General features: G+C 63.0%; 16 protein-coding genes. 12 read left to right on the top strand and 4 right to left on the bottom strand.

Annotated features, from left to right (window positions below; translation table 11 throughout):
• Window positions 1-43: 43 nt before the first annotated feature.
• Complete coding sequence (gene pilG / locus FBY03_RS09290; RefSeq protein ID WP_147171908.1) at window positions 44-451, bottom strand: twitching motility response regulator PilG; 408 nt, start codon at window positions 449-451, stop codon at window positions 44-46.
• Window positions 452-690: 239 nt separating this feature from the next.
• Between pilG and gshB the strand changes: the two genes are divergently transcribed.
• The 7 genes from gshB to FBY03_RS09255 all read left to right on the top strand — a co-directional run bounded on the left by gshB (window position 691) and on the right by FBY03_RS09255 (window position 6,548).
• Window positions 691-1,653, top strand: coding sequence for a glutathione synthase (gene gshB, locus FBY03_RS09285; protein WP_147171907.1), 963 nt, complete (start codon window positions 691-693; stop codon window positions 1,651-1,653).
• A gap of 56 nt (window positions 1,654-1,709) precedes the next feature.
• Window positions 1,710-2,606 (top strand): energy transducer TonB, encoded by an 897-nt coding sequence (locus FBY03_RS09280; RefSeq protein WP_147171906.1) that lies wholly within the window; start codon window positions 1,710-1,712, stop codon window positions 2,604-2,606.
• A gap of 101 nt (window positions 2,607-2,707) precedes the next feature.
• On the top strand, window positions 2,708-3,277 hold the full coding sequence (locus tag FBY03_RS09275; RefSeq protein WP_147171905.1) for a YqgE/AlgH family protein: 570 nt from the start codon (window positions 2,708-2,710) through the stop codon (window positions 3,275-3,277).
• Window positions 3,277-3,720: a Holliday junction resolvase RuvX gene (ruvX, locus tag FBY03_RS09270; RefSeq protein WP_025163420.1), complete on the top strand. Its 444-nt coding sequence runs from the start codon at window positions 3,277-3,279 to the stop codon at window positions 3,718-3,720. Before FBY03_RS09275 ends, ruvX begins: the two co-directional genes overlap by 1 nt.
• A gap of 29 nt (window positions 3,721-3,749) precedes the next feature.
• Entirely contained in the window at window positions 3,750-4,256 is a 507-nt protein-coding gene (gene pyrR / locus FBY03_RS09265; protein ID WP_147171904.1) for a bifunctional pyr operon transcriptional regulator/uracil phosphoribosyltransferase PyrR, read from the top strand.
• A gap of 10 nt (window positions 4,257-4,266) precedes the next feature.
• A complete protein-coding gene (locus tag FBY03_RS09260; RefSeq protein ID WP_147171903.1) occupies window positions 4,267-5,277 on the top strand; it encodes an aspartate carbamoyltransferase catalytic subunit in 1,011 nt (336 codons plus the stop codon).
• Complete coding sequence (locus FBY03_RS09255) at window positions 5,277-6,548, top strand: dihydroorotase (RefSeq protein WP_147171902.1); 1,272 nt, start codon at window positions 5,277-5,279, stop codon at window positions 6,546-6,548. The genes FBY03_RS09260 and FBY03_RS09255 overlap by 1 nt, the downstream gene beginning before the upstream one ends.
• A gap of 52 nt (window positions 6,549-6,600) precedes the next feature.
• On the opposite strand, the gene FBY03_RS09250 is transcribed toward FBY03_RS09255, so the two are convergent.
• The 3 genes from FBY03_RS09250 to pilT form a co-directional block, all read right to left on the bottom strand.
• Window positions 6,601-6,999, bottom strand: coding sequence for a TM2 domain-containing protein (locus FBY03_RS09250; RefSeq protein ID WP_147171901.1), 399 nt, complete (start codon window positions 6,997-6,999; stop codon window positions 6,601-6,603).
• A gap of 221 nt (window positions 7,000-7,220) precedes the next feature.
• Entirely contained in the window at window positions 7,221-8,366 is a 1,146-nt protein-coding gene (locus FBY03_RS09245) for a PilT/PilU family type 4a pilus ATPase (RefSeq protein ID WP_147171900.1), read from the bottom strand.
• Window positions 8,367-8,474: 108 nt separating this feature from the next.
• Window positions 8,475-9,509 (bottom strand): type IV pilus twitching motility protein PilT, encoded by a 1,035-nt coding sequence (gene pilT / locus FBY03_RS09240; RefSeq protein WP_147171899.1) that lies wholly within the window; start codon window positions 9,507-9,509, stop codon window positions 8,475-8,477.
• 64 nt (window positions 9,510-9,573) lie between these two features.
• Between pilT and FBY03_RS09235 the strand changes: the two genes are divergently transcribed.
• From FBY03_RS09235 to FBY03_RS09215, 5 genes are all read left to right on the top strand, one after another.
• Window positions 9,574-10,260: a YggS family pyridoxal phosphate-dependent enzyme gene (locus FBY03_RS09235; RefSeq protein ID WP_147171898.1), complete on the top strand. Its 687-nt coding sequence runs from the start codon at window positions 9,574-9,576 to the stop codon at window positions 10,258-10,260.
• A 64-nt stretch (window positions 10,261-10,324) separates the two neighbouring features.
• Window positions 10,325-11,143: a pyrroline-5-carboxylate reductase gene (gene proC, locus FBY03_RS09230; protein ID WP_147171897.1), complete on the top strand. Its 819-nt coding sequence runs from the start codon at window positions 10,325-10,327 to the stop codon at window positions 11,141-11,143.
• Between the two features lie 10 nt (window positions 11,144-11,153).
• Window positions 11,154-11,744, top strand: a complete 591-nt coding sequence (locus tag FBY03_RS09225) for a YggT family protein (protein WP_147171896.1) — start codon at window positions 11,154-11,156, stop codon at window positions 11,742-11,744.
• Between the two features lie 279 nt (window positions 11,745-12,023).
• Window positions 12,024-12,302 (top strand): DUF167 family protein, encoded by a 279-nt coding sequence (locus tag FBY03_RS09220; protein ID WP_147171895.1) that lies wholly within the window; start codon window positions 12,024-12,026, stop codon window positions 12,300-12,302.
• Window positions 12,303-12,700: 398 nt separating this feature from the next.
• Window positions 12,701-14,683 carry a dynamin-like GTPase family protein gene (locus tag FBY03_RS09215; protein ID WP_147171894.1) on the top strand — a complete coding sequence of 661 codons (1,983 nt, stop codon included), beginning with the start codon at window positions 12,701-12,703 and terminating at the stop codon, window positions 14,681-14,683.
• Window positions 14,684-14,770: the final 87 nt, after the last annotated feature.

Raw genomic sequence — 14,770 nt, 5'->3', positions numbered from 1 at the left:
TTCCCAATACATGAAGAGGCGTCTACGGCTAAACCGCCAGACGTCAGGAGGCTTGATCCACCGGAGTGAAGTCGGGCACATGGGCCTTGATCGCACCCAACAACTCTTCTTTGCTGAAGGGTTTGGTCAGGTACTGATCGGAGCCGACGATGCGCCCCTTGGCCTTGTCGAACAGACCGTCCTTGGAGGACAGCATGATCACCGGAGTGGACTTGAAAGCGCTGTTGTTCTTGATCAGGGCGCAGGTCTGATAACCATCGAGCCGCGGCATCATGATGTCGACAAAGATGATACTCGGATGGGTATCGGCAATCTTTGCCAAGGCATCGAAGCCGTCTACGGCGGTAATCACCTCGCAACCCACCTTCTTTAGTAGGGTTTCCGCGGTGCGCCGAATCGTTTTCGAATCGTCGATCACCATCACCCTCAAACCTTCGGAATGCTGTTCCATGTTTGCCCTACCATCGCCTCGGTGAGTCGTTATTTTTGCGTTTTATCAGTGCGCCTGAGGCCTTACCATCGACGGGCTGCAACCCAATCGTCGGGCCTTTTTAGCACACTCTCCAGATGCAATCCATAAGCCTCGGAAGTGCAAGGTTTTTTCCTTGACCGCCTGACCTGTCAGCGCCACCCTGACGCCACACGCTAGTTTCAACAGCCTTTAGTTATAGCCCTTCACGGAGAATCCCCATGAGCGTCCGCCTCGGCATAGTCATGGACCCCATCGCCCAGATCACCTTTAAAAAGGACAGCTCGCTGGCCATGTTGCTGGCAGCCCAAGCGCGCGGCTGGTCACTGTTCTATATGGAGCAGCAAGACCTCTACCAAGCCAAAGGCGAAGCACGTGCCCGGCTCAGCCCGCTGTCTGTATTCAACGATCCGCAGCACTGGTTCGAACTAGGCAGTGAGCGCGACATAGCGCTGACCGAGCTGGACGTGATCCTGATGCGCAAGGACCCACCCTTCGATAACGAGTTCGTCTACTCCACTTATCTGCTTGAGCAAGCCGAGCAGGCCGGCGTACTGGTGGTCAACCGCCCGCAGAGTCTGCGTGACTGCAACGAAAAGCTGTTCGCCACCCAATTCCCCCAATACACCCCGCCAACCATAGTCACTCGACGGGCAGACATTGTGCGGGAGTTTGCCAAAGAGCAGCGTGACATCATTCTCAAACCCCTGGATGGCATGGGCGGTTCTTCGATCTTTCGTCATCGCGAGGGTGACCCGAACCTTTCGGTGATTCTGGAAACCCTGACCGCCCACGGCACCCAGCAGATCATGGTGCAGCGCTACCTGCCGGCCATCGTCGACGGCGACAAGCGCATCCTGATGATCGACGGCGAGCCGGTCCCCTACTGCCTGGCGCGCATCCCGGCGCACGGCGAAACCCGTGGCAACCTGGCCGCCGGAGGTCGTGGCGAGGCGCGCCCACTGACCGAGCGCGATCGCGAAATTGCCGCCGCGGTAGGCCCGACCTTGCGCGAGAAAGGCCTGCTGTTCGTCGGCCTCGACGTGATCGGCGACCACCTCACCGAGATCAACGTGACCAGCCCCACCTGCATCCGCGAGATAGACGCCGCCTTCGATACGCAGATCGGCGAACGCCTGATGGATGCCATTACCGATAAGCTCAATGCGCGCAGTGCTTCATAGACTTTTACCTGGGCCCTCGGCAGACTGCGTGGCAACCTGAACTGACCTGATACGCGATGACTGCAGCCGCCCCCAAACTCGCCACCAGCTCCGCCGACGTCCGTCCGGCGGATCGCCTGGGGTTCACCCTGTTTCTCGCCGCCACGCTGCACGTCGCCCTGATCCTCGGCCTGGGCTTTACCCTGGCCGAACCCAATCAGATCAGCAAAACCCTGGAAATCACCCTGTCGACCTTCAAGAGTGAGGAGCAGCCGAAAGAGGCCGACTTCCTCGCCCAGGATAACCAGCAAGGCAGCGGCACCCTGGAACACAAAGCCGCACCGAAGACCACCGAACAGGCACTGTTTCAGGACACCCAGGTCAAGCGCGTCACCCCGCCCGCGGCGCCACAACAGCCCGTGGCCCGCCAGGAAGCACCGAAAGCCGCCGTCGCCACCCGCACGCCCCAGCAGCAGAAGACCCCGGTCAAACGCGAAGAAACCAAACCGGCGCCGCAGGTACCCCCGGCGCCGGTGTTCGACAGCGCGCAACTGTCGATGGAAATCGCCAGCCTGGAAGCCGAACTGGCCCAGGATATCCAGCTGTACGCCAAGCGCCCGAAGATCCTCCGCCTGAACGCCGCCTCGACCCGGCGCGACAAGGGCGCCTGGTACAAAGACGAGTGGCGCAAGAAGGTCGAACGCATCGGCAACCTCAACTACCCGGACGACGCAAGGCGCAAGCAGATTTATGGCAGCTTGCGCCTGCTGGTGTCGATCAACCGCGACGGCACCCTATACGAAGTGCAGGTACTGGAGTCATCAGGCCAGCGTCTGCTCGACCAGGCCGCACTGCGCATCGTCCGCTTGGCCGCCCCTTACGCGCCGTTCACCGGCGACCTGGCCGATGTCGACCGCCTGGAAATCATCCGCACCTGGCGCTTCGAGCGCGGCGACCGCTTGTCGAGTAACTGAGCCCGCCGCCCAGCGCTCCCCGACTACCACCCGCTCCCGAGCGCAACGCCGATGTGCGTTTTGGCTTCCAGCCTCAGGCCGCAAGCTTTAAGCTAACGGACATGAAAGACGCCAGCCCCAGCTACCTCAAGCACCACTTCCTGATTGCCATGCCACACATGGCCGATCCTAATTTCGCGCAGACCGTCACTTACCTGATCGAACACAATGAACAGGGTGCCATGGGTCTGGTGATCAACCGCCCGAATGGCCTCAATCTGGCCGACGTGCTGGAGCAGCTGCGACCGGACAGCCAGCCCCCGGCCCAATGCCAGGACCTGCCGATCTTCTCCGGCGGCCCGATGCAGACTGACCGGGGCTTCGTCCTGCACCCGGCCGGCCCCCAGTTCCAGGCCACCCTGGATCTGGGCGAATTAAGCCTGTCTACCTCGCAGGACGTGCTGTTCGCCATTGCCGACGGCAGCGGCCCGGAAAAGTACCTGATCACCCTCGGCTACGCGGGCTGGGATGCCGGACAACTGGAGAGCGAACTGACTGACAACGCCTGGCTGACCTGCCCCGCCGACAGCGTCATTCTCTTCGACCTGCCCTTCGACCAGCGCCTGGAAGCCGCGGCAGCGCGCCTGGGGGTCAACCTCAGCCTGCTCACCTCGCAAGCCGGACACGCCTGATGGCCGATGCCAACAGCAAACCCTTGCGGCTGTTACTGGGTTTCGACTACGGCAGCAAACAGATCGGCGTCGCCGTGGGCCAGGCCATTACCGGCCAGGCCCGCGAACTGTGCGTGCTCAAGGCGCAAAATGGCGTGCCGGATTGGCAGAAAGTCGAAGCCTTGATCCGCGAGTGGCAACCGGACGCCATAGTCGTCGGCCTGCCGCTGAATATGGACGGCACGCCGAGCGCGATGAGCGAACGCGCGGAAAAATTCTCCCGCCGCCTCAACGGTCGCTTCAATCTGCCCGTACACACCCACGACGAACGCCTGACCACCTACGCTGCCAAAGGCGAACGCCAGCAGCAAGGGCAACACGATGGCTACCGCGAACGCCCGGTCGATGCTCTCGCCGCCGCGCTGCTACTGGAAGGCTGGCTGGCCGAACACAGCCCAGGCTGAACCCGGCTCAGGCCCACAAGGAGTTTCAGATGAATCTACCCAACCCCGCCGAACTCCTGCCGCAAATGGCCGGCGCGCTGATTAACCACCTCAATCAGCGGCAGATCAGCCAACCGCGTTTCATCGGCATCCGCACCGGCGGCGTCTGGGTCGCCCAGGCGTTACTCGAATGCCTCGGTAACCGCGAGCCGCTGGGGGTGCTCGACGTCTCCTTCTACCGCGACGACTTCACCCAGAACGGCCTACACCCTCAGGTCCAGCCTTCCGAACTGCCGTTCGAGATCGAAGGCCAGCATCTGGTATTGGTCGATGACGTGCTGATGAGCGGGCGCACCATACGCGCGGCCATGAACGAGCTGTTCGACTACGGCCGCCCGGCCAGCATCACCCTGGTCTGCCTGCTCGACCTGAATGCCCGCGACCTGCCGGTGCGCCCGGATGTGGTCGGCGCGACCCTGTCGCTGGCCACGGACCAGCGGATAAAATTGTCCGCCACCACGCCACTGACCCTCGAACTCCAGACGCTCGCCAACTGAGACCCTCGCGATGACGCCCATTGACGCCCAGCGCCCGCTGCAACTGAACGACCAAGGTCAGCTGCGCCACTTCCTCTCCATCGACGGCCTGCCGCGCGAACTGCTGACGGAAATCCTCGACACCGCCGACTCCTTCCTCGAGGTCGGCGCTCGCGCGGTGAAGAAGGTCCCGCTGCTGCGCGGCAAGACCGTGTGCAACGTGTTCTTCGAGAACTCCACGCGCACCCGCACCACCTTCGAGCTGGCGGCCCAGCGCCTGTCCGCCGACGTCATCAGCCTCAACGTGTCGACCTCCTCGACCAGCAAGGGCGAGACCCTGTTCGATACCCTGCGCAACCTCGAAGCCATGGCCGCCGACATGTTCGTGGTCCGCCATGGCGACTCCGGCGCCGCGCACTTCATTGCCGAACATGTCTGCCCGGACGTGGCGATCATCAACGGCGGCGACGGCCGTCATGCACACCCGACCCAGGCGATGCTCGACATGCTCGCCATTCGTCGGCACAAGGGTGGTTTCGAAAACCTCTCCGTAGCGATTGTCGGCGACATCCTCCACTCACGCGTCGCCCGCTCCAATATGCTGGCGCTGAAGACCCTGGGCTGCCCGGACATCCGCGTGATCGCACCGAAGACCCTGCTGCCGATCGGTATCGAGCAATACGGTGTGACGGTCTACAGCGACCTGGCCAGCGGGCTCAAGGATGTCGACGTGGTGATCATGCTGCGTCTGCAGCGCGAACGCATGCAGGGCGGCCTGCTGCCCAGCGAAGGCGAGTTCTACCGCCTGTTCGGCCTCACCGAACAGCGCCTGCTGCTGGCCAAGCCGGATGCCCTGGTGATGCACCCGGGGCCGATCAATCGCGGCGTGGAAATCGAGTCGGCGGTGGCCGACGGCCCGCAGTCGGTGATTCTCAATCAGGTCACCTACGGCATCGCCGTGCGCATGGCCGTGCTGTCCATGGCCATGAGCGGACAGAACACTCAACGTCAACTTAACCAGGAATCCGAGGAGCAGAACTGATGCGCACCCGTATCCTCGGCGCCCGCGTTATCGATCCGAGCAGCGGCCTCGATCAAGTCACCGACCTGTATCTCGAGGGCGGTAAAATCGCCGCCATCGGCCAGACCCCAGCGGGCTTCAACGCGGACAAGACCCTCGACGCACAGGGCCTGATTGCTGCCCCCGGCCTGGTCGACCTCAGCGTCGCCCTGCGTGAGCCGGGCTACAGCCGCAAGGGCAGTATCGCCAGCGAGACCCAGGCCGCTGCAGCTGGCGGGGTCACCAGCCTGTGCTGCCCGCCACTGACCAAGCCGATACTCGACACTCCGGCGGTAGCCGAACTGGTGCTCGAGCGAGCCCGCGAGGCCGGTCATACCAAGGTCTTCCCCATCGGTGCGCTGAGCAAAGGCCTGGCCGGGGAACAGCTGGCCGAACTGGTGGCCCTGCGCGATGCCGGTTGTGTGGCTTTCGGCAACGGCCTGGACACCTTCCGCAACAGCCGCACCCTGCGCCGCGCCCTGGAGTACGCGGCCACCTTCGACCTGACGGTGATCTTCCACTCCCAGGACCACGACCTGGCCGAAGGCGGCCTGGCCCACGAAGGTCCCACCGCCAGCTTTCTCGGCCTGCCTGGCATTCCGGAAACGGCCGAGACCGTCGCCCTGGCCCGCGACCTGCTTCTGGTCGAACAAAGCGGCGTGCGCGCCCACTTCAGCCAACTGACCAGCGCCCGCGGTGCCCAGCTGATCGCCGATGCCCAGGCTCGCGGCTTGCCGGTGACTGCCGACGTCGCCTTGTATCAACTGATTCTCACCGACGAAGCACTGCAAGGCTTCTCCAGCCTCTATCACGTGCAACCGCCGCTACGCAGCCGCGCCGACCGCGATGGCCTGCGCGAGGCGGTGAAAGCCGGGGTAATCCAGGCGATTGCCAGCCATCACCAGCCTCACGAACGCGATGCCAAGCTGGCCCCCTTCGGCGCCACCGAGCCTGGCATCAGTAGCGTGCAGCTGTTGCTGCCCCTGGCCATGAGCCTGGTCCAGGACGGCCTGCTCGACCTGCCGACCCTGCTCGCCCGTCTAAGCCACGGCCCAGCCCAAGCGCTGCGCCTGCCCGCCGGCAAGCTGGCGGCCGGGCACGCCGCCGACCTGCTGCTATTCGACCCACAGGCCTCGACCCTGGCCGGTGAAAGCTGGTACTCCAAAGGCAGCAATTGCCCCTTTATCGGCCACTGTCTGCCTGGCGCGGTGCGTTACACCCTGGTCGACGGGCATATCTGCTACCAGAGCTGATCTGACGCCCATAAAAAATCCCGCAAACAGCGGGATTTTTTATGGGCGCAGGTTAACCGCGCGCGGCATTCTCGATCGATATCTGGGTATTCAAGGTCCAGAAGTCATAGAGCACGCCCACCAGAAACAGGCCACCGGTGAACAGGTAAATGATCCCGCTGATCCACTTGCCCTGGTACATCCGGTGCACGCCGAACACCCCTAGGAAGGTCAGCAGAATCCAGGCGACGTTGTAATCGGTAGCGCCTGCGGTAAAGCGCAGATCGGCCTCACGGTCCATCGCCGGAATCAGGAACAGGTCGATGATCCAGCCGATAAACAACAACCCGAGGGTAAAGAACCAGATGGTGCCGGTCACCGGCTTGCCGTAGTAGAAACGGTGCGCACCGAGAAAACCGAAGATCCACAGTAAATAGCCGATGATCTTGCTATGAGTATCCTGTTGCTGCATGTCTGCCTCCTGCTGGCATGGTCCCGTTGGACGCCTCGATCTGCCCAGGGTTTCCTGGCATCGGGTAATTCGTCCCTCAATACTGTCGCCGAGCCTTACCTGCGCCAGCCCTCCGACTGATCCCAACCGGCCACACCTTGGGTGTCAGCGGTATTACCAGACATCCAGTGGATGTTTAGAGCAGCCTCGGCCGGCACATGGGTTAGAGCGTGGGCGAAACCTTAGCGGAAACGCCGCCCCGGATCGTCCTCGCTGGCTTCCAGCGACAGACCCTCGGACAGGCTGGTCAGGTGCTCGCCATCGGTTTCCGAACCCAGCTTGATCATCAGACGCAGGTCGTTCGCCGAATCGGCGTAGAGCAGCGCATCTTCGTAGGTGATCTCACCCTGGCTATACAGGCTGTACAACGCCTGATCGAAGGTCTGCATGCCGAGCTCGGTGGAGCGTTTCATCAGGTTCTTGAGCTCATGGACGTCGCCCTTGCGGATCAAGTCGGCGGCCAGCGGCGTATTGATCAACACCTCGATCACCGCGCGCCGGCCCTTGCCATCCGGCGTGGGAACCAGCTGTTGGGCGACGATGGCTTTGAGGTTCAGCGACAGGTCCATCCACACCTGATTCTGCCGGTCGGCGGGAAAGAAGTTGATGATCCGGTCCAGCGCCTGGTTGGCGTTGTTGGCGTGCAGCGTGGCCAGGCACAGGTGGCCGGTTTCGGCGAAGGCCACGGCGTGGTCCATGGTCTCGCGGGCGCGCACCTCACCAATCAGAATCACGTCCGGCGCCTGACGCAGGGTGTTCTTCAACGCCACCTCGAAGGACTCGGTGTCGATGCCCACTTCACGCTGGGTAACGATGCAGCTCTGATGTTGGTGGATGTATTCGATCGGGTCCTCGATGGAGATGATGTGGCCGCTGCTGTTCTTGTTGCGGTAGCCGATCATCGCCGCCAGCGAGGTGGATTTACCGGTACCGGTGGCGCCGACGAACAGCACCAGGCCGCGCTTGGTCAGCGCCAGCTTCTTGAGGATTTCCGGCAGCTTGAGGTCATCCAGGGTCGGGATATTGGTTTCGATGCGCCGTAGCACCATCCCGGCCAGGTTACGCTGGTAGAAGGCGCTGACGCGGAAACGGCCGATGCCACGGGCACTGATGGCGAAGTTGCACTCGTGATTTTCGGCGAAGTCGCGGCGTTGCTGCTCGTTCATCACCGAGTGCACGGTTTCCCGCGTTTGCTCCGGGGACAACGGTGTCTTGGTGACCGGCATGATCTTGCCGTTGACCTTCATCGACGGCGGAACCCCGGCGGTGATGAACAGGTCGGAGCCGCCTTTCTCCACCATCAGGCGCAGCAGTTTTTCGAATTCCATGCGTAGTCTCGCCCATCAGCATCACGCGCTTGACCAAAATCCAGCCGCGGCGCGCGTGTCTCGCCAACGGCCTGAACCCGGCCGGCCGCATGGCCGGCCGGGAGCGGTTTAGAAGTTTTCCGGGGCCTTGGCTTTTTCCCGCGCGCTTTCGCGGCTGACCACACCTTTGGCCACCAGGCCCTTGAGGCAGGCGTCCAGGGTTTGCATGCCCAGCGAACCGCCGGTCTGAATCGACGAATACATCTGCGCCACCTTGTCCTCACGGATCAGGTTACGGATCGCCGGGGTGCCGATCATGATTTCATGGGCCGCCACCCGACCGCCGCCGGTCTTCTTCAACAGGGTCTGCGAGATCACCGCCTGCAAGGACTCGGAGAGCATCGAGCGGACCATGGACTTTTCTTCGGCGGGGAACACGTCGACCACCCGGTCGATGGTCTTGGCCGCCGAGGTGGTGTGCAGGGTGCCGAACACAAGGTGACCGGTTTCCGCGGCGGTCAGCGCCAGGCGGATGGTCTCCAGGTCGCGCATCTCGCCCACCAGGATGATGTCCGGGTCTTCCCGCAGCGCCGAACGCAAGGCCTCGGAGAAACCCAGGGTGTCGCGGTGCACCTCGCGCTGGTTGACCAGGCACTTCTTCGACTCGTGGACGAATTCGATCGGGTCTTCGATGGTCAGGATATGTTGGTACTTGGTGCCATTCAGGTAATCGAGCATCGCCGCCAGGGTGGTCGACTTGCCCGAACCGGTCGGCCCGGTGACCAGCACCAGACCGCGCGGCACGTCGGTGATCTTGCGGAACACCTCGCCCATGCCGAGGTCTTCCATGGTCAGGACCTTGGACGGAATGGTCCGGAACACCGCACCGGCGCCACGGTTCTGGTTGAACGCATTGACCCGGAAACGGGCCACGCCAGGCACCTCGAAGGAGAAGTCGGTTTCCAGGAACTCCTCGAAATCCTTGCGCTGCTTGTCGTTCATGATGTCGTAGATCAGCGCATGCACCTGCTTGTGATCCAGGGCCGGCAGATTGATCCGGCGCACATCGCCGTCGACTCGAATCATCGGCGGCAGACCAGCAGAGAGATGCAGGTCCGACGCGCCTTGCTTGGCACTGAAGGCAAGCAACTCAGTGATATCCATGGGACTCCCTAATGACGGTAGAATGCCGCGAACACAGAACGGCCGGGGCTACAGAGCGCAAGTAATGTCCACGATAGCAGAGAATATTGCAAAGGTCGGTGCGCGCATCCGTGAGGCGGCGCAAGCCTCGCAGCGAGATTGTGCGGCGATTGGCCTGCTCGCCGTGAGCAAAACCAAACCCGCCGAGGCGGTGCGTCAGGCACATGCTGCCGGCCTGAGCGACTTCGGCGAAAACTACCTGCAAGAGGCCCTGGATAAACAAGCCGAATTAAGCGACCTGCCCTTGTGCTGGCACTTCATCGGCCCCATTCAGTCGAACAAGACCCGGCCAATCGCCGAGCACTTCGCCTGGGTGCACTCGGTGGATCGCCTGAAGGTAGCCGAACGCCTGTCCGCACAACGGCCGGCGCAGCTACCGCCGCTGAATATCTGCCTGCAGGTGAATGTCAGCGGCGAGGCCAGCAAGTCGGGCTGTACCCCGCAGCAGCTGCCCGCGCTGGCCCAGGCGGTGAGCCAACTGCCAAACCTGAAACTGCGCGGATTGATGACCATTCCCCAGCCGACCGAGGACCTGGCCACACAACACGCAGCCTTCGCCCGCCTGCGGCAACTGCAAGACAGCCTGAACCTCGACCTCGACACCCTGTCCATGGGCATGAGCCACGACCTGGAGGCCGCCATCGCCGAAGGCGCGACCTGGGTACGCATCGGCACGGCCCTGTTTGGCGCGCGTGATTATGCCCAGCCATAAGCGCCCGCGTTCTCGACTCGCACTTTTCGACTCGCTCTTTCCGACTAAGTAAAGGAAGCCCGTTATGACCGCTCCTCGCATTGCCTTTATCGGCGCCGGCAATATGGCCGCCAGCCTGATCGGCGGACTGCGCGCTCAAGGCGTCGACGCCAGCGCCATCCGCGCCAGCGACCATGGCGCCGAACAACGCGCGAAGATCAACGCTGAACATGGTATCCAGACCTTTGCCGCCAACGCCGAGGCCATTGTGGGCGCCGACGTGATCGTCCTGGCGGTCAAGCCGCAAGTGATGAAGGCTGTCTGCCTGGATCTGGCCGCCCACATCGGCGCCAACCAGTTGATCGTGTCCATTGCCGCCGGCATCACCTGCGCCAGCCTGGAAAGCTGGCTCGGCCCCCGCGCCATAGTGCGCTGCATGCCCAACACCCCGGCGTTGCTGCGCCAGGGCGTCAGCGGTCTGTATGCCAACCAGCAGGTATCGGCAACTCAGCGCCAGCAAGCCGAACAGTTGCTCGGCGCGGTGGGCCTGGCGCTGTGGCTCGAGCAGGAACAACAGATCGATGCGGTTACCGCGGTGTCCGGCAGCGGCCCGGCCTATTTCTTCCTGCTGATCGAAGCGATGACCGCCGCCGGGGAAAAGCTCGGCCTGCCGCGCGACACCGCCGCGCAACTGACCCTGCACACCGCGCTCGGCGCCGCGCGCATGGCGGTGGCCAGTGAGGTCGACGCCGCCGAACTGCGCCGCCGCGTGACCTCGCCCGCGGGCACCACCGAGGCGGCAATCAACAGCTTTCAGGCCGGCGGCTTCGAAGCCCTGGTCGAACAGGCACTCAATGCAGCCGCCCGCCGTTCGGCGGAGCTGGCCGAACAGCTAGGTCAATAAGGAGTTAATGATGATCGGACTCACTACAGCGGCTGTTTATATCCTGCAAACCATCGGCAGCCTGTACCTGCTGGTGGTGTTGCTGCGGTTCATCCTGCAGCTGGTACGGGCGGACTTCTACAACCCGCTCTGCCAGTTCATCGTGCGCGCTACCCAGCCACTGCTCAAGCCCCTGCGCCGGGTCATCCCGAGCTTCGCCGGCCTCGACCTGTCGTCGCTGGTGCTGGCGATTCTGGTGCAACTGGTGCTGATGGCGCTGACCCTGATGCTGATGGGCTATGGCCTCGACAACCTGGGGTTACTGCTGGTGTGGTCGGTCATTGGCGTCACCGCGCTGTTCCTCAAGGTGTTCTTCTTCGCCCTGATCATCAGCGTGATCCTCTCCTGGGTCGCCCAGGGCAGCCACAACCCGGCCGTCGAGCTGGTCAACCAGATCTGCGAGCCGCTGCTGGCGCCTATTCGGCGCATCCTGCCGAGCATGGGCGGTCTGGATCTATCGCCGATCGTCGCCTTTCTGGTACTCAACCTGATCGACATGCTGGTGATCCGCAACCTGGCGATGATGAGCGGAATGTTCCGAGGCCTCAGCCTGGCAATTTAATGGCTATGTCCCACTAGTGTGTTGCATGGCACGCCCCACCACCTCCTGCTTTAAGTAGATCCGTAGGGTGGGTTAGGCGCCTGGCACAAGGCTATTGGCTGTTACCCAGTCAGTTGCGCCGTAACCCACCATGATCAGCACGCCGACCGCCACTTGCTGGGTTACCCGGCGCGCCAATGATGCAGTTGATTTTCAGCTCTATGACCTGCGCCGCTAACCCACCCTACAAAAGCGGCGGCCAACACATCACTGAGACATAGCCAATTTAATGGCCTGCTAGTGGGTTGCTGTCGCTGGGACGGCGCGGACTTGATCCTCGACTGCCACCTGCAGCCCAAGGCCAGCCGTGCTGAGTCCACTAGGCTGCACGCTGAACGGGTGAAGATTCGCCTCAGCGCGCCGCCGGTGGATGGCAAGGCCAACGCTCAGCTGTTGGCCTTGCCATCCACCGCCTTTGGCGTCGGCAAAAGCCAGGGCAGCCTGGAAAGTGGCCGGCAGAGCCGACAGAAATGCGTGCGCGTCAACAGGCCGTTGAGAAATGTAGCGAGCGACGGCTAGGCAAGGCGAAAGCAGCCGAAAAAGCGCAGTGTACGAGCTGTACATGAGCACTTTGAGGCTGATTTCAACGCGGCATAACCTAGCGCAGTAGTTTTCAACGACCTGTTAAGCAGCCTCGGCAACTGCCCGCAGTCCTTCCTGACCGTTCAACCCTCCTGAGCGACCATAAGACGGGACGTCGGTGCTGGCCAATTGACACAGACGCTGCTGCCCGCATAATTCCGCGCAAGCCAATCCTCGCCGTAGCGGGTTTGCTGTCGCAGTGCGCGGTTTTTTTGCCGCGCAACCGCCACGACTGGAGTCGTGGCCCAAGACGAAGTGCCACGTTGCACCCCCAAGACCCCGAACGTGATTAACGCGAGAGTGCCCCAGGTCGTGCTAACGAGAGGAATGGCAGAATGAGCATGGAACGACTCAGTCAACAGGTCGATGCCTACGTCGGCTGGAAACGCGAGCTGATGCGCGAGATCACCCGCTATCGCAGCTGGCTGGTGAACAACCGACTCAGCTCCGACGCGGTGGACGCCAAGCTCGACCGCGCCCTGCGCTTGCTGCGCACCGATCACATTACCCTGGCCTTCGTCGGCGAGTTCTCGCGCGGCAAGACCGAGCTGATCAACAGCCTGTTTTTCTCCGAGTACGGTCAGCGCATGCTGCCCTCGCAAGCTGGGCGTACCACCATGTGTCCCACCGAGCTGTTCTTCGACCCACGCTCGGAGCGTTCCTATATTCGCCTGCTGCCAATCGAAACTCGCCTGGCCGAGGCCAGCGTCGCGCAGTTCAAGCGCATTCCGGGGCACTGGGTAAACATCCCGCTGGACCCCAGCGACCCGGACAACATGATCCAGGCGTTCACCCAAGTGGCGAAGACCAAGCCCATGCCGGTGGAGCAGGCGATTCAGCTGGGCTTTCATCCCGACATGCTGGAGCGCACCGGCAAACCCGGCCAGGTGCTGGTCCCGGCCTGGCGGCATGCCATGATCAACTTCGACCACCCACTGCTGCGCCAGGGCCTGCGCATCCTCGACACCCCGGGCCTGAATGCCCTGGGCAGCGAACCGGAACTGACCCTGTCGATGCTACCCAGCGCCCAGGCGATCCTGTTCCTGCTGTCGGTCGACACCGGCGTCACCGCCAGCGACCTGGACATCTGGCAACAGCACATTCGCCAACTCGACGAGGACACCCAGGCCAGCCTGTTCGCGGTACTCAACAAGATCGACATGCTCTGGGACGACCTGGCCGGCGAGGCCTTCGTGCAGAACGCCATCGCCCAGATCCAGCACCTGACCGCCAAACAGCTCGGCATCGAACCCGAGGACGTGCTGCCGCTATCGGCCAAACAGGCGCTGCTGGCCAAAGTGCGCAAGGACCCGGCGCTGCTCGCCCGCAGCCAGATGAGCAACCTGGAGAACCTGCTGTGCGAGCGTATCGTCGCGCAGAAGGAGCGCCTGATCGAAGATCGCGTGGTGCGCCAGGTGCTGGCCCTGCTGCAAAACAGCCAACACGCACTCAACCTGCGCCTGGAGAAGGTCAACCAGCAGCATGCGCTGCTCAGCAACCATCAACAGGACAACGGCCAGCTGCTGTTTGAGCTGACCGCCAAGACCAAGCAAGACCACGGCCAGCACCACAGGCGCCTGCTCAGCCTGAAGACCAACCAGCGCCTGCTCAAACGTCAAGGCGAGTTGTTGCGCGTCGCCGCCAGGCCCGAGTGCCTCGACGCGCACCTGCTCACGGTGCGCAAGAACCTCACCGGCAGCTGGACCACCCTCGGCATCAACCAGGCCATCCTGCAGTTCTTCCGCGCGGTGGAAAACGACCTGCATAACCTGCAGCACGATGCCGAGCTGGCCAACAAGATGGTCGCCGCCATCTACCAGCGGCACAATCTGGAGAACCCGCTGCATGGCGTCGACGCGCCGCAGTTCGAGGTCAGCCGCTACCTGCGCGAGCTCAAGCAGCAGCAGAGCAAGGCCGACCAATTCCGCCTGCAGCTGAAAACCCTGCTCACCGAACAGCGCAGCCTGACCCGGCGTTTCTTCGCCACCCTGGTGCAGGAAGTCATCGGCCTGCACCAGCGCTTGCGCCAGGACATCGAGCAATGGGCCAGCGACGCCCTGATGCCGCTGATGCAGCACAGCCTGGAACACAAGCAAATGCTCGAAACCCACATGCTGCGGCTCAAGGCCCTGGCCCAGGAAACCCAGCAGGCCCGCCAGCGCAGCCAGTACCTGGCCCACTACCGCGACGAGCTGGCCCAGCAACTGACCCAGGCCGGCGAGATGCTCCGCGTCCTGCGCCGTCCGGCGCCGATCCAGCGTCAGGCCAAGGTGATCAGCCTGCCCGGCGTAGGCCGTTCGCACAGCGTCGGCGAGTAATCGCTCCTCACCTCCGCCGCCGCGACCCGGCGCTTAGCCGCCCAGGCCTTCACCCGCCGCCCCAGTGCGCTTGCCGCCTGGGGCGGC

The sequence above is a fragment of the Pseudomonas sp. SJZ079 genome (genome assembly GCF_007993865.1).
Taxonomy (GTDB): domain Bacteria; phylum Pseudomonadota; class Gammaproteobacteria; order Pseudomonadales; family Pseudomonadaceae; genus Aquipseudomonas.
The sequence above is the reverse complement of the archived record's forward strand: the minus strand, read 5'-3'. Positions and strand labels throughout refer to the sequence as shown.

What these genes read in the sequence shown, in the direction of transcription:
- proC (WP_147171897.1), top strand. Translation starts at nt 10,325, where the DNA reads ATGACCGCTCCTCGCATTGCCTTTATCGGCGCCGGCAATATGGCCGCC.
- pilT (WP_147171899.1), bottom strand. Translation starts at nt 9,509, where the DNA reads ATGGATATCACTGAGTTGCTTGCCTTCAGTGCCAAGCAAGGCGCGTCG.
- FBY03_RS09255 (WP_147171902.1), top strand. Translation starts at nt 5,277, where the DNA reads ATGCGCACCCGTATCCTCGGCGCCCGCGTTATCGATCCGAGCAGCGGC.
- FBY03_RS09245 (WP_147171900.1), bottom strand. Translation starts at nt 8,366, where the DNA reads ATGGAATTCGAAAAACTGCTGCGCCTGATGGTGGAGAAAGGCGGCTCC.
- gshB (WP_147171907.1), top strand. Translation starts at nt 691, where the DNA reads ATGAGCGTCCGCCTCGGCATAGTCATGGACCCCATCGCCCAGATCACC.
- ruvX (WP_025163420.1), top strand. Translation starts at nt 3,277, where the DNA reads ATGGCCGATGCCAACAGCAAACCCTTGCGGCTGTTACTGGGTTTCGAC.
- FBY03_RS09280 (WP_147171906.1), top strand. Translation starts at nt 1,710, where the DNA reads ATGACTGCAGCCGCCCCCAAACTCGCCACCAGCTCCGCCGACGTCCGT.
- pilG (WP_147171908.1), bottom strand. Translation starts at nt 451, where the DNA reads ATGGAACAGCATTCCGAAGGTTTGAGGGTGATGGTGATCGACGATTCG.
- FBY03_RS09225 (WP_147171896.1), top strand. Translation starts at nt 11,154, where the DNA reads ATGATCGGACTCACTACAGCGGCTGTTTATATCCTGCAAACCATCGGC.
- FBY03_RS09250 (WP_147171901.1), bottom strand. Translation starts at nt 6,999, where the DNA reads ATGCAGCAACAGGATACTCATAGCAAGATCATCGGCTATTTACTGTGG.
- FBY03_RS09260 (WP_147171903.1), top strand. Translation starts at nt 4,267, where the DNA reads ATGACGCCCATTGACGCCCAGCGCCCGCTGCAACTGAACGACCAAGGT.
- pyrR (WP_147171904.1), top strand. Translation starts at nt 3,750, where the DNA reads ATGAATCTACCCAACCCCGCCGAACTCCTGCCGCAAATGGCCGGCGCG.
- FBY03_RS09235 (WP_147171898.1), top strand. Translation starts at nt 9,574, where the DNA reads ATGTCCACGATAGCAGAGAATATTGCAAAGGTCGGTGCGCGCATCCGT.
- FBY03_RS09215 (WP_147171894.1), top strand. Translation starts at nt 12,701, where the DNA reads ATGAGCATGGAACGACTCAGTCAACAGGTCGATGCCTACGTCGGCTGG.
- FBY03_RS09275 (WP_147171905.1), top strand. Translation starts at nt 2,708, where the DNA reads ATGAAAGACGCCAGCCCCAGCTACCTCAAGCACCACTTCCTGATTGCC.